9 protein-coding genes are annotated in these 13,726 nt (G+C 74.7%); 4 read left to right on the top strand and 5 right to left on the bottom strand.

Annotated elements, in window-relative coordinates; translation table 11 throughout:
• The first annotated feature begins 74 nt into the window (after positions 1–74).
• Positions 75–1,328 carry a hypothetical protein gene (locus H958_RS46175; protein WP_156027887.1) on the top strand — a complete coding sequence of 418 codons (1,254 nt, stop codon included), beginning with the start codon at positions 75–77 and terminating at the stop codon, positions 1,326–1,328.
• Between the two features lie 3 nt (positions 1,329–1,331).
• On the opposite strand, the gene H958_RS36300 is transcribed toward H958_RS46175, so the two are convergent.
• Positions 1,332–2,396, bottom strand: coding sequence for an ArsA family ATPase (locus H958_RS36300; RefSeq protein WP_081685836.1), 1,065 nt, complete (start codon positions 2,394–2,396; stop codon positions 1,332–1,334).
• Between the two features lie 163 nt (positions 2,397–2,559).
• Here H958_RS36300 and H958_RS0110385 point away from each other — a divergent pair, with 163 nt between their 5' ends.
• Both H958_RS0110385 and H958_RS43120 read left to right on the top strand, forming a co-directional pair.
• A complete protein-coding gene (locus H958_RS0110385; RefSeq protein ID WP_028058628.1) occupies positions 2,560–2,916 on the top strand; it encodes a hypothetical protein in 357 nt (118 codons plus the stop codon).
• A gap of 16 nt (positions 2,917–2,932) precedes the next feature.
• Positions 2,933–5,563 carry a serine/threonine-protein kinase gene (locus H958_RS43120; RefSeq protein WP_051324070.1) on the top strand — a complete coding sequence of 877 codons (2,631 nt, stop codon included), beginning with the start codon at positions 2,933–2,935 and terminating at the stop codon, positions 5,561–5,563.
• Here the strand turns inward: H958_RS43120 and H958_RS0110375 are convergent, their stop codons facing one another.
• Both H958_RS0110375 and H958_RS0110370 read right to left on the bottom strand, forming a co-directional pair.
• Positions 5,564–6,328: a hypothetical protein gene (locus H958_RS0110375; RefSeq protein ID WP_028058627.1), complete on the bottom strand. Its 765-nt coding sequence runs from the start codon at positions 6,326–6,328 to the stop codon at positions 5,564–5,566.
• Between the two features lie 3 nt (positions 6,329–6,331).
• A complete protein-coding gene (locus tag H958_RS0110370; protein WP_028058626.1) occupies positions 6,332–6,841 on the bottom strand; it encodes an RNA polymerase sigma factor in 510 nt (169 codons plus the stop codon).
• Positions 6,842–6,912: 71 nt separating this feature from the next.
• On the opposite strand from H958_RS0110370, the gene H958_RS0110365 reads away from it, so the two are divergent.
• Positions 6,913–7,458, top strand: coding sequence for a COG4315 family predicted lipoprotein (locus H958_RS0110365; RefSeq protein ID WP_028058625.1), 546 nt, complete (start codon positions 6,913–6,915; stop codon positions 7,456–7,458).
• Here H958_RS0110365 and H958_RS43115 read toward each other — a convergent pair.
• Positions 7,455–12,080, bottom strand: coding sequence for an NHLP-related RiPP peptide (locus tag H958_RS43115; RefSeq protein WP_051324069.1), 4,626 nt, complete (start codon positions 12,078–12,080; stop codon positions 7,455–7,457). The two genes, H958_RS0110365 and H958_RS43115, sit on opposite strands and share 4 nt — an antisense overlap.
• Entirely contained in the window at positions 12,067–13,722 is a 1,656-nt protein-coding gene (locus H958_RS0110355) for an FHA domain-containing protein (RefSeq protein WP_028058624.1), read from the bottom strand. Before H958_RS0110355 ends, H958_RS43115 begins: the two co-directional genes overlap by 14 nt.
• Positions 13,723–13,726 lie beyond the last annotated feature (4 nt).

Here is a 13,726-nt window from a genome sequence, read left to right as displayed (position 1 = left end):
GCTGCGCGCGGCCCGGTTCCGTCCGGGGCGTCTGCTGGACTCTGCAATCCCGCGTGCGCGCGGGAGGACCGTCCGTGCGCGCGGCGAATCGGCCGCGCATGCACAACCGCGCGCTGCACGACTCTCTCGCCGCCTTTGTCGAGGAGGCCGCCTGGCAGCTCGCCGAAGAGGTCTCGGGCGGCGCGGAAGTGCCATTCGAGCTCATCGAGCAAGGCCGGGCGAGCGCACCGCTCTACTGCTACCGCCCGCTGACCGGGCGCTTCATCGCCGAGCGCGTCGGCGTTCTCGCCCGTCTTCCGTCCTATCCCGCCGCCGCGCAGCAGCTCGCGCAGCTGCCGGAGCTGCCGGGCTATCTGACCCGCCGCGGCCGCCGCGTCCCCAAGGGCGCGGCGCGCGGGCACGCTGACGCCGCCCTGCAGGCCTTCCTCGCCGCGGTCTGGCAGGACGCCACCGACTTCGTCTTCGAGCCCGACCGCTTCGAGGCCGCCTACGCCGAGCTCGAGGAGGCCGCGTACGCCGGCTGCACGCTCTCGGTCGTGCTCACCCCCGTCGAGGGCCTCGTGATCGAGTCCGACGAGGTCCCGCTCGGCGAGGGGCTCTCGCTCGTCCGCGCGCACACGCTCTCCGACGCGCCGGCGGGGCTGACCGACGACATCCACGCGACGGTCGCGGTGCTCGCGCTCGAGGACGGCAACGCGCTCGAGACCGCGGGTCGTCGCCTGCGCCGCCTGCAGACCGCGCTGCGGCTGTGGGACGACGCCGAGCCCGCGCTCGGCCCGACCGCCTGGGCCCGGACCGACGGCAGCGCGTGGATCGCGATCGCGCTCGCCAGCGGCGTCCGCCGCACCGGCGGCGACTGCCTGCTCAGCGCCGAGGAGGAGGACCCGCTGCGCGCGTTCTGCTCGCTCGTGGCGCGCCGCACGCCGCGCGCGGGCGAGCTGGCCTGGTCGCTGCGCCGGTTCGAGCTCGGCTGCGAGCGCGGGAGCTCCGTCGACGCGCTGACCGACTGGCTGCTCGCCGGCCGCGCGCTGCTCGCCGACACCGACTCGCCCGGCTACGACCATCTCGCCGAGCGCCTTGCCGCGATCTGCGCCGAGCGCGACATGCGCCACCGGCTCGAGCAGCGGGTTCGCGAGGCGATCTCGCTCGAGCGCGCCGCGATGGCCGGCTTCGTGCGCCCGACGCCCGAGGTCGAGCAGCTCGTGTCCGAGCTCGGCGGCTGCCTGCGGGCGGTGCTGCGCGACGTCCTCTGCGGCCACCTCGACCCCGGCCTGCGCCGCCTCGCCGACGGCCTGCTCGAGGAGCCGGTCCCGGAGCAGCTCGCGTAGCGATCAGTCCGCGAAGAGGTGCTCGCGCACCAGCGCGAGCCCCTGGACGTCATGCACGTCGTCGTCGAGCTCCGGGACCACGGCCGCCGGGTCGCCCAGCGCCGCCCGCAGCCGCTCGACGTTGGCGGCGTCGCGCTCGGCCAGCGCGCTGAGGTCCTCCAGCGCCGCCTCGACCCGCGCGGTCAGCGCCGCGCCGAGGTCCGGCGGGAGGGGACCGTGTGGCGCGACGTGCAGCCGGTTGACGACCAGCCCGCCGAACGGCATCCCGGCGGCGCGCAGCTTGCGGTGGAAGAAGATCGCCTCCTCGACCGGATCGTGGCGCGGCGCGGTCACGATCAGGAACGTCGTCGCCGGGTCCTCCAGCAGCGCGCCCACGCGCCGGGCGCGGTCCGTGAACCCGTCGACCATCCCGCCGAGCGAGCGGAAGAAGACCGACAGGTCGCGCAGCAGGTCGACGCCGGTCACCCGCTGCAGCACGGAGAACACCACGCCGGTCCCGCGTCCGAGGATCTTGCCGCCGAAGCCCGCCGGGCGCAGGAACAGGCGCAGCGCGCGGCCCTGGAAGAAGCGCGTCAGGCGGTCCGGCGCGTCGAGGAAGTCCAGCGCGTTGCGCGACGGCGGCGTGTCGAGCACGAGCAGGTCGAACCTGCGGTCCTGGTCGAGCTCGTAGAGCTTCGCGATCGCCGTGAACTCCTGCGAGCCGGCCACGGCGCTCGAGAGTTGCTGGTAGATCCGGTTGGCGAGCACCTCGTCGCGCGTGCGCTCGTCCGGCGCGAGCCGCTCGATCAGCTCGTCGAACGTCCGCTTGGCATCGAGCATCATCGCCCACAGCTCGCCTCGCGCCTCGATGCCGTGCGGTGTGAGGTCGACCAGCCGCGGCTCGTTGCCGAGCTCCTGGAGCCCGAGCGAGTTCGCGAGCCGCCGCGCGGGGTCGATCGTCACCACGGCGACCCGCAGTCCCCGCTCGGCCATCCCCATCGCGACCGCCGCGGCGGTCGTCGTCTTGCCGACTCCGCCCGAGCCGGCGCAGATCACGATTCGCTTGCCCGCGAGCAGCGAAGTCAGCATGAACACATGGTGGACGGGAGGCCCATGTCAGGCCTCCTATCCCTAGCAGCGGGCGTCAGATGAGGCCTTCGCGGACGGCGAACGCGAGCTTCACCCTGGGGGATGGTTGTCGAGGGGTCAGGGTGCGGCGATACTACGCGCCGCCATAGCGCAAGGAAAGGGCATGCCCCCGATCGTCAACAGCTCCGCCCAGATCACCTGCTGCCACGCCGGGCCGGTCGTCGTGTTCCCGAAGCAGACCAAGGTGATGATCGGCGGCGCGCCCGCGATCTGCGCGGGGGACATCTCCGGCAACCCGACGACGTGCCCGGTCCCGCCCTCGCCGGCGAGCAAGCCGTGCACCACGAGCACGGTCCTGCCGGTGCCGGGCGCATCGGTCTCGACGAAGGTGATGGTGGGCGGCAAGCCGGTCATGCTCGGCAACCCGTCCGTGCCCGGCGTGACGGACGGCGCTCCAGCGCCCTGCCCGACGCTGATGGTCGTCTTCCCGGGGCAAGTACAAGTGATCGCGGCCGGCTAGGAGAGGGAACGCAGGGATGCCTGACGTGATGAAGACGGTCGGCCGCTACGAGATCCTCCGCGAGGTGGGCCGCGGCGGCATGGCCATGGTCTACCTGGCCCGCCAGACCGACCTCGACCGCTTCGTGGCGCTCAAGGAGCTCGGCGCCTTCCACGCGTCGGATCCCTCGTTCGCGCAGCGCTTCCTGCGCGAGTCGCGCGTGGCCGGCTCGCTCTCGCACCCGAACATCGTCACCGTCCACGACTACTTCGAGCACGACGGCACGCCCTACATCGCGATGGAGTACGTCGAGCGCGGCTCGCTGCGCCCCTACGTGGGCAGGCTCACGCTCGCGCAGATCGGCGGCGTGCTCGAGGGCCTGCTCGCCGGGCTCACGCACGCGGAGTCGCACGGCATCGTCCATCGCGACCTCAAGCCGGAGAACCTGATGGTCACGGCCGACGGCCGCGTGAAGATCGCCGACTTCGGCATCGCAAAGGCGACGACGAAGATGCAGACCGGCGCGTTCCTGACCGCGACGGGCACGACCGTCGGCACGCCGACCTACATGGCGCCTGAGCAGGCGATGGCGCAGGACATCGGGCCGTGGACCGACCTCTACTCGGTCGGGTGCATGGCGTTCGAGCTGTTCACGGGCAACGTGCCGTTCCACGACTCCGACGCGCCGATGGCGATCCTCCTGCGCCACGTCAACGAGCAGATCGCGCCGGTCAAGTCGATCGTGCCCGAGGTCGACCAGCGGATCTCCGACTGGATCGAGCGGCTGCTCGTCAAGGAGCCGGGCCGGCGCACGCAGGACGCGCAGGACGCGTGGGACGACTTCGAGGAGGTCCTGCTCAGCCTGCTCGGCCCGCGCTGGCGGCGCGAGGCGCGGCTGGTCGAGCGCGTGACGGAGTCCGACGGCTCGAAGCCGCTGACGCCGGCGCCGTTCCAGACCAACATGGACGGCACGGCGTCGGAGGAGTTCAAGTCCTTCGCGTGGGGGCAGACGGCCGACACGGGTCCGCAGACGGCGCCACCGATGTACACGCCGCCGCCGTCGGCGTCGGCGCCCGTGATCCCGGAGCCGGTCACCGGCCCGCCGACGCCGATGCCCTCGCCGGCGGTTCCCGCGCCACCGGCCGGCGACGAGCCGGTCGCCGAGACCGGCTTCGTGACGTTCGGGCAGCCCGCGCCGCCGCCGCCGACCGACGCGCTGATCCCGCCGCCGCCGCTTCCCGCGCCCGAGCCGGACGCCGTCGTCCACCAGCCCGGCTTCGAGACCTACGTCGCCCCGCCGCCTTCGCTCCCGCCGACGAGCGAGCCGCCCGTCGTCACGCCGCCGCCCGAGCCCGAGCAGGTCGTCTCCCCGCCGGAGCGCGAGGAGGTGGCGCCGACGGTCATGCCGAAGGCGCTCGCCCCGGAGCCGCCGGCGGTGCAGCCGCGCGAGGAGAAGCCGCGCCGCTGGATCGTCCCCGCAGCGATCGGGGGCGGCGTCGCCGTGGCCGCCGTGATCGCGATCGTGGCCGCCGGGGGCGGCGGCGGGAATGACGGCGGCGCAGCGCCGAAGCCCGTGAGCAACACGGCGCCGGCGGTCGCCGCGTCGAGCGCCGGCCTCTCGCTGAAGGTGCCGATGGGCTGGTCCGCGCCGGCGTCGCCGCCGGTGGTCCCGGGGCTCCCCGGCCCGACGTCGTTCGCGGGCCCCGGCGGCGGGGCGATCGAGTTCGGCAAGGCGGACGACAGCGCCGCCAACTCGACGCTGCTCTCGCAGGACCTGATCGCGGCGGCCGGCGACGTGCCGCGGCGCACGGCGGCCGACCTCGGCGGCGGCGTCCAGGCGTACCGGTACGCCAACGTGAAGATCGGCGGCGACCGCGTCGCGACGATCTTCGCCGTGCCGACGACCGCCGGCGTCGCGACGCTCGCCTGCGTGCCGGCAACGGGCGGCGCGGCCGCGTTCGCGCCGACCTGCGACGCGGTCGCCAAGACGTTCCGGGTCGACCAGGGCAAGCCGTTCCCGGTCGGTCCGAGCAAGGACTATGCCGGCCGCCTGGCGAGCACGCTGGCGAAGCTCGGTCAGCGGCAGAGCTCCGCCGCCCGCGCGCTCCGGCAGGCCAGGACGCGAGGCGCCCAGGCGCCGGCGACCGACCGGCTGGCATCCGCGTACGCGAGCGCCGCCAGGACGCTCGGCGGGCTCTCGCTCAGCCCCGCCGACGTGCTCGGCAACGCCCAGCTCACGGCGGCGCTGAAGGCCGCCGGCGCCGCGTACAAGCAGGCCGCCAAGGAGGCGCGGTCGAAGGATCGCGGCGGCTACCGGCGCGAGAGCGGCAAGGCGGTCGCCGCCGGGCAGGACGTCGCCAAGTCGCTCGCGCTGCTCAAGGCCGCCGGCTACGAGCCGCCGTCCGCGCCGAAGGCGACGGCGCTGCCGGTGCTCAAGAAGGATCCCGTCAAGCAGGCGGCGGCGAAGAAGACCACCTCGACGGCGACCAACACGACGCCGGCTCCGCAGGGCACCGCGGTGCCGAACACCGGCGGCACCACGGGCGGGACCACCGGTGGGACCACCGGCGGCGGCACCGGCGGCGGCGGGGGCTCGAGCTCCAAGCCGAAGTCCGGCGGTGGCAGCAGCGGTGGCGGCGGCAGCGTCTCCGGCGGCGGCGAGGGCTGATCAGGCCCAGGCCGCCAGGCCGACGAGCACGTTGGCCTGCACGCCGCGCGCGGCGAGGATGCACGTGTGGCCGTCGCGCAGCCACGTCACGATCGTCGCGCCGCCTGAGCGGATGACGCGGTAGGAGGCGCCGTCCTGCTCGACCGTCGTGCCGCCCTTGGCGGGCAGCGGCGAGCCGGACGCGATCGTGTAGCCGATGCGCCGGCCCTTCGCGTCGGCGTAGAAGACCGTACGGACCGCGCGGCCGTCGACCGCGTCGCTGCGCGAGCCGGTCGCACGCCAGCCGGTCGCGTCGGCCCAGTACGGGTACGCGACGCCGTCGACGGATGCCGCGAGCGTTCCCGCCGCGGGCTGGGCGGCGGGGGCGGGGGAGCGCGCCGGCGCGAGCGCGAGCTGCGCGGCGTCGGCCACGCTCGGGCCCTGCGCGCCGCCGGCGAAGAGGATCACCGCGGCCGCGGCGAGCGCGGCGACCGTCGAGCCGAGGGCGAAGGTGCGAGGACGCAGGAGACGCGCGCGGCGGTGGCCTTCGGTCGCGGTCCCGCCGGCGCCGTCGGCCGCGGCCACCATCGCGGCGACCCGCGCGCGCAGCGCGTCCGGCGCGGGCGGCGCGGCGGCGCGGATCGCGGTCACCGCATGACGCTGGCGCGCGAGCGCCTCGGCGAGCTCCGGCGACGTCTCCGCACGCCGCAGCAGCGCCTCGCGGGCCGCGGGCTGGAGGGAGCCGTCGGCCAGTGCCGCGAGCTCTCGCTGCGTCGCTTCGTCCATCGCCTACTTAACACTCCGCTCGGGGGCCGGAACTTCCCGCAGGGCGCGCGCGACCTGGTCGCGCGCGCGGAACAGGCGCGAGGCGATCGTCGCCTCGCGCGTGCCGAGGATGTCCGCCGCCTCGGCGTAGGAGAGCCCGGCGATGTCGACGGCGACCAGCGCCAGCCGGAACTCGTCGGACAGCGCGGAGATCGCCGCGAAGACCTCGTGCGTCTCGGCCGCCTGCTCCGGGCGGCTGTCCGTGCGCGGGTCGGGGGCGGAGACGTGCTCGAGCTCGACGTCCGCGCGCGGGCGGCGGGACGCGGTCCGGCGCGAGGTGAGGAACGTGTTGTGCAGCGCGCGCATCAGGTAGGCGAGCTCGTCGCCGCTCACGCGCCGCGGCTTGGCGAGGATGCGCGCGCAGAGGTCCTGCACGAGGTCCTCGGCCTCCTCGCGTGAGCCGCACAGCGCCCACGCCGCCCGGTGCAGCGTGTCCAGGTGGCGCACGAGCGCCTGGGGATCGAGCCGCGCCATCGCTTCCGAGGCTAGAGGAATTTCCCCCGATCGCCCGGAAGGATCGGGATGCCGCCGGAGTCTTAGTGGGCATGAAGCTCCCAATCCTCCCCGCTCTCGCCATCGCCGCCGTCGGTCTCGCGACCGCCTGCGGCGGCGGCTCCTCCTCCTCGTCGTCCTCGCCGAGCACCGCCTCGACGCCGGCGTCGTCAGGCAACGCCTACGGCTCGCAGCCGGCGAGCACGCCGTCGTCGGGCTCCAGCTCCACCGTGTCGCTGAAGACCGGCAACGGCGATCCCGGCAAGTTCCTCGTCGACTCATCGGGCCGCGCGCTGTACCTGTGGGCCGCCGACAAGGGCAACACGAGCACGTGCTCGGGCGCGTGCGCGCAGGCGTGGCCGCCGCTGACCACCGCCGGCACGCCGAAGGCCGGCTCGGGAGTGAAGGCCTCGCTGCTCGGCACGACCAAGCGCAGCGACGGCACGACCGAGGTCACCTACGGCGGCCACCCGCTCTACTACTTCGCCGGCGACTCCGGCGCCGGAGAGACCAACGGCCAGGGCAACGACGGCTTCGGTGCCGACTGGTGGGTCGTCGCCCCGAGCGGCAAGGCGATCGAAAACGCGAGCGGCTCCTAGGACAGCAGCTTGCGCGCCTCGCCGAGCCGCAGCTGGTAGCGGCCGCGGAACTGCTCGGCGGGGCGCTCGACGTCGGCGATCCACTCCCCGAACGTCGACGGGTCCGTGCCGAAGTTCGGATCGCCGGCGGCGATCGCCTTGCGCTTGACCTCGAGCGCATGGTCGATGAACCACTTCGCCTGCAGCTCGGGCTTGTCCGGATAGCCGGCGTACTCGCCCTGATTCCAGATGCCGACGCGCATCTGGAAGAACCCGACCGAGTCGGCGTCGCCGAAGCTCAGGTTCTTGACGCCCGATTCGACGAGCGACGCCATCACCGGCAGCTCCGGCGGCAGGCCCGCCTTCTGCGCCTGCGCCGCCAGCCACTTCGCGAGCTCCGCCTGGGATGCGGTGTCGCCGGGGTAGGCGGTGGCGGCGTTCGGGAGGTCGACCGACGCGGCGGCCGAGAGCTCGGGCGCGGCGGGCGCCGGGGCCTCGGGGCGCGCCGCGGCGGCCGGCTCCGGCGGGGCCGTGGCGGGCGCGGGCGGCGCCGGCGCGGCCGCGGCGGCCGGCTTGACCTGGTCGGGCTGGACCGCCTTGAGGAACATCACCGACGAGTGCTTCTGCTTGCGCGCCTCCTCTGCGGTGATGGCGCGGAACAGCTGCGAGTCGTTGCGGCGGACCTCGGCGGCGTCGCGCGCGACCTGGGCCTGGGCGTTGGCGACCTCGGTGGGGTCGGGCGGCGGGGCGGCGGGCGGCACGGCGGCGGCCGCGGCCACGGGCGCTGCGGCCGGCGCGGCCGCGGCGGGCGCGCCCTGGTCGAAGCGCCGGCCGCCCGCGAACTGCGACTTGAAGTACGGCTCGTCGAGGCTCGACACCTTCACCACGTCGCCGGTGCTGGGCGCGTGCAGGAACTGGTGGTCGCCGAGGTACATGCCGACGTGGTGGACGTCGCCGGCGTTGGAGAAGAAGACCATGTCCCCGGGACGTAGATCCGCCATGTCGGGGACCTTTGCCGCGTTGGGCGCGTCGATCTGGTCGTAGGTGACGCGCGGCGTCTGGATTCCCGCCTGCGCGTAGGACCACTGCATCAGGCCGGAGCAGTCGAAGCCGGTCTGCGGGGTCGAGCCGCCCCAGTGGTACGGCGTTCCGACGTACTTCGACGCCTCCTCGATCGCCTTCAGCGCCTTCGGCCCGGGCGCCTGCCCGGCGGCGATCGCGTCGCTCAGCGGCTTGGCGATCTCCGGCGGCAGCTTGGCGCCGGAGACGGCGGCGGCGGTCGCCGCCGCGGCGGCGGGGTCGGCGGCGGCCGCGGCCGGCGCGGCGGGAGCCGCGGGCTGCGCGTTCTTCAGGAGGCCCTGGGCCTCCTCGAGCTTGAGCTGGTAGCGGCCGCGGTACTGCTCCGCGGGGCGCTCGACGTCGGCGATCCAGTCGCCGTACTGGTTCGGGTCGTCGATCGGCTTGCCGGCCGCGAGCCGCTGCTCCTTGACCGCCTCGGCCTGGTCGAGGAACCACTTCACCTGCAGCTCCGGCTTGTCGGGGTAGCCGGCGTAGTCGCCCTGGTTCCAGACGCCGACGCGCATCTGGTAGAAGCCGACAGAGTCCGCGTCGCCGTAGTGGAGGTTCTTCATGCCCGACTCGACGAGGCTCGCCATGACCGGCAGCTCGGGCGGGAGGCCGCGCTTGTGCGCCTGCGCGGCCATCCACGCGGCGATCTGCTCGCGCGGCGCGTCGTCGCCCGGATAGTCGACCGGACCGCCTCCCGAGAAGGCGGCCGCCGCGGCTTCCGCGACGGCGGGCGACAGAGCTCCGGCGGCCGGCGCCGCGGCGGCCGCCGCCTTGGGCGGCTCGACCGCCTTGAGGAACGCCATCGAGTCGCCCCGCGCGGCCCGGTCCTTCGCCGCCGCCTCCGCGGTGACGGCCTTGAGGAACGACTGGGAGCCGGTCTTGGGGGGCGGCGCGGCCGCCGGGTCTCCGGGCGCGGCGGGAGCGGGCGGCGCCGCCGCGTCCGGCGCGGCGACCCCGGCGGGTGCGGCGGCCGCATTGCCGGCGGCGGCGACTCCCGCGACCGCGGGCGTCGCCCCCGGCGCCGCCACGTCGGCGGGCGGCGTGAAGTCCTTCGGGATCTCCTCCTTGAACCCGATGTGGAGGTGGTTCTGGTGGGCGGCGTCGGTGAAGTACCCCGGGCCGGCGATCGCCCACGGGGATCCGATCTCGTTCGGGCGGATCGACGGATCCAGCGTCGAGAGCTCGCTCGCGATCTCGCGCGCGATCGGATTCCCTGGCCCGACCGGCTGCCCGTCGATCGCCGCGATGTCGGCGCCGCGGCCGAAGTGGTGGTTGGAGACGGACCCGCCGGCGGTGAACTTGGAGTGGTCCGAGCACATGCACGAGATCGTGATCTTGTGCTCGTGGCTGAGCTTGGCGATCACCCCGATCACGCGCGGGTCGATGCGGCCGGCCTTGATGTCGGACACGCCGTCCGAGTCGAGCACCACGTTCTTGTTCTTGAGCAGCGCGAGCGCCTCCGCGCTCGCCGCGCCGCCGGTCCCCTCGGCGCCGAACTGCGACGGGTCGACCGTCCCGCCGGACGGCGCCGCCTGCTCGGCGACGGCGGGCGCGGAGACCGGGACCGCTGCCGCGGGCTGCGCATTGCCGTCGACGCGGATGAAGACGATCTTCGGGCCGCCGCCGAGATGACGCGGGACGACGTTGACGGCGTCGTTGTTGTTGCCCTCGAGGGCGGTGAACTGGCCGTCCTTGACGTTGCTGTCCAGGAACCCGATGTGGCCGTCGGCGCCGAAGTCATCCTGGCCGCCCCAGTCGTAGGCGACGATGTCGCCGGGCCGCGCCTCCTCGGCGCTCACGACCTTGAGACCGCCGTTGCCCTGCTCGGCGTTGCGCACCCAGGTCGAGACGGCGGCCCAGCCGCCGCCCGGCATCTTGTGCCCGGCTTGCTCGAGCGACCAGGTCACGAACGACGCGCACCATGGATTCCCCGGCGCGACCTTCGCCGCGGCGAGGAACTGATCGACCTGCGGCCCGGTGTTCGCGCCGCCGGTCTCGCGGACCCCGCGCTGGGACTGGGCCACGCTCAGCGCCGCGGCACCGAGTGAGCTCCCGCCTCCGCCGGCCGGCGCAGGCGCGGCCTGCTCCGCCACGGGGTAAGAGGTGGGCGCCGAGGCGAGGTCGGCGGCGGGAGCGCCGGGTTCGGCGGCGGCGGCCGCCGCGCGGGCGGGGGGCGGCGCGGCCGCCGCCGCCTTCGGCGGCTCGACGGCCTTCAGGAACGCCTGCGAGTCGCCGCCCTTGCGCTTCGACGCCGTTTCCGCGGTCACCGCCTTCAGGAACGCCTGCGAGCCGGTCTTCGGCTTCGGCGGCGGCTCGGTCGCGACGGCTGCCGCGGCGACCGGCGCGGGAGCGGCGGCGGTCGCCGGTGCCGGCGCGGCCTCGGGCGGCGCGGCCGGGTCGCTCGCGAGAAGCCCCGGCGGCGTCTTGTAGTCGTTCGTGATCGGGTCGTCGAACGCGACGTGGATGTGGTCCTGGTGGCCGGCGTCGGTGAAGTAGCCGGGCGCCGAGATCGGGAACGGCGTGCCGACCTCGGTGGGGCGGATCGACGGGTCGAGCTCGCTCAGCGCGGCGGCGACCTCGCGCGCGACCGGCGAGCCCGAGTTGACCGGCTGGCCGTCGATCGTCGCGATGTCGAACCCGCGCCCGAGCGTATGGTTGGACACCGAGCCGCCGGCCGTGCTCGCCGGGTGATCGGAGAACGTGCTCGAGATCGTGAGCTTGTGGTCCTTGGCGAGCGCGAGCATGATCGCCGCGGTCCGCGGGTCCATCTTGCCGCTGCCGAGGTCCTGCTCGCCGTTGGCGTCGAGCGTGATGTTCGGGTCCTTCAGGACCGCTGCCGCCTCCGGTGAAGGCGCGCCGCCGGTTCCGCTCGCGCCGTACATCGCCGGGTCGGGGACGTAGCGAGCCTCCGGCGGCGCGGCGGCGTGCGCGGCCTTGCCGGGAGACGCGTCGACGAGCGAGGACGCCTTGGGCGCGGCGGTGACGTCCCCGCCGGGAGGCGCCGCCGCGTCCGCCTTGCCGCCCGAGGCGGCCACGCCCTTGCCGTCCGCCTCCGGCGGAGAGGCGGAGGGCGAAGGCGCGCCGGGAGCGGCAGCGGCGCCCGCGGTGCCGGCGGGAGACGCGCCGGCGGCGTCCGCCGCGTCGGGCGGAGATTCGCCGCCCGGCACCCCATCGGCCGCCTGCGGCACCGCGGCTGCTGCCGCGCTCCCGCCCCCTGCCGCGCCCCCGCCGAAGTTGGGCAGCTTGATCGCCGGCAGGTCCACGCGCGAGAGCACGTCGGCGACGTGGCCCGGGACCTCCTCCAGATGCGGCAGCACGTTCTCGGTGAACTGGTAGATCCCGACGCCCTCCATGGCGGCGGCCATCATCACGCCCGCCAGCGAGGACTTCGACTCGCGCATGTCGAGCGTGTACATCGCCTTGCCCGCGCCGACCGCCATCTCCTCGGCCAGCTCGTCGAGCCCCGCCTCGCGGCACGCGGCCGCCGGATCGCGCCGGAAGTGGGCGCGGAACGCCGGATCGGCGAGCAGACGCTCGATCAGCCGGGCGGCGACGTCGGCTTCAGCGCTCGCCATCCGGCTCCCCCCGGACCCGCCGCCACAGCGGCTTGCCCAGCACCACGATCACGGGCAGGAAGAACGCCACCCACAGCGTCCCCATCACGCCGTAGACGACCGGCCGCGGCGCCAGCGCCAGGAAGATCTTCTCGTAGCGCAACGACATGCCGATCGCGAAGCACGCCGCCAGCACCGACCAGCCGAGCCCGAAGATCGAGTACCGCGCCAGCACCGGCGAGTCGGTCGGCGCGCCTCCGCCGCCGAGCCGCCGCGCGAGCTGCTCCTTCGCCCGCCGCCGCAGCCCGGGCTCGCGCAGCGCGTCGACGAGGATGTGGTAGCCGTCGCGCTCGATGAACGGATTCAGGTTGAAGAACCCGCCGACGTACGCCGCGAACGCGAGGTTGAAGAAGATGTCGCGCACCGTCCCCGCGGGCAGCAGCAGGCAGCACAGCGCGAACACGGCGCCGACCGAGAAGTCCGACACCGGCCCCGCCGCGGAGATCTCGATTCGCCGCCGGCGCGGCTCGAACCATGCCTCCGACGTGTCCACGAACGCGTAAGGGAAGATCGCGACCAGCTTCAGCCCCGCGCGCTCCACGCGCCGCCCGAACGACGCCATCGTGAGCCCGTGCGCCAGCTCGTGCACGGTGACGACCGCGAAGCGCCCCAGCAGGAACACCACGCCGCCGACGCCGAACTTGCTCGCGACCACGAACGGCGTCCCGTAGCGGCCGAGGATCAGCCCCACGAATGCCGCGATCCCCGCGGTCACCAGCACGGCGAGGAACACGAGGAACGGCCGCGTGAACAGCACCCAGCCGCCGGCGCGGTAGAGCCGCTCGATGCACGCCCCGAACCCGGGCACGATCTTCTCGCGCGGCTTGAACAGCCGCGCCAGGCGCCCGGACGGCGCCGCGACCGACGGCGAGGCGCTCGCCACGCCGCTGAGGAAGCCTCGCTCGCCGAGGTCGCTCAAGAGCCGGGCCAGCCGCGCCGGGCCGCGCGCACCGAAGCGCGCCTCCGCCTCCCCGACCAGCTCGACCAGCGAGCGCGACCCGTCGAGCTGCTCGAACAGCGCCGCGTCGTTGTCGCTCAGCCGCAGGAAGCTCCCGCTCGCGAGGTCCTTGAGCACCCAGCGCCGGGAGCCCTCGGCCGCCTCGAGCCGCTTGAGCGCGTACCCCGAGCGCACACGCGGCCGCATCCCGAACTGCGTGGCGCTCCCGGTGACGTCCGACGCGCCGGCCGCCGGCACGACCAGCGACGCGCCCGGCCGCACGACGATCGTGCGTCCCGCCTCTGCCGCGTCGCGCCGGCGCTCCACGCGCAGCTCCGCGTCCCCGAGGCGGATCCGCGCGCCGTCGCGCAGCGGCGACGGGGCGGTCAGCCGCTGCCCGTCGAGGTAGGTCCCGTGCGAGGAGCCCGCGTCCTCCAGCACCGCCCCCTCGAGGATCCGGGCGTGCATGCGCGAGACCGACGGGTCTGAGAGCACGAGCGTCGCTCCCGGTGCCCGCCCGATCGTCATCTCCGTCACGACGGGGATCCGCGTGGCGTCCGAGAGCACCAGCTCCAGCGGCGCGCTCGCCCCGTTCAGCGGGCTGCCGCAGCCGCCGCAGTAGCTCGCTCCGCGCTCGAGCTGGCGGCGGCAGCTGGGGCACAGCACGCGG

Source organism: Candidatus Solirubrobacter pratensis (assembly GCF_000425945.1).
Taxonomy (GTDB): domain Bacteria; phylum Actinomycetota; class Thermoleophilia; order Solirubrobacterales; family Solirubrobacteraceae; genus Solirubrobacter; species Solirubrobacter pratensis.
Note: the sequence above shows the minus strand (reverse complement) of the source record. Positions and strands in the feature narration are given on the sequence as shown.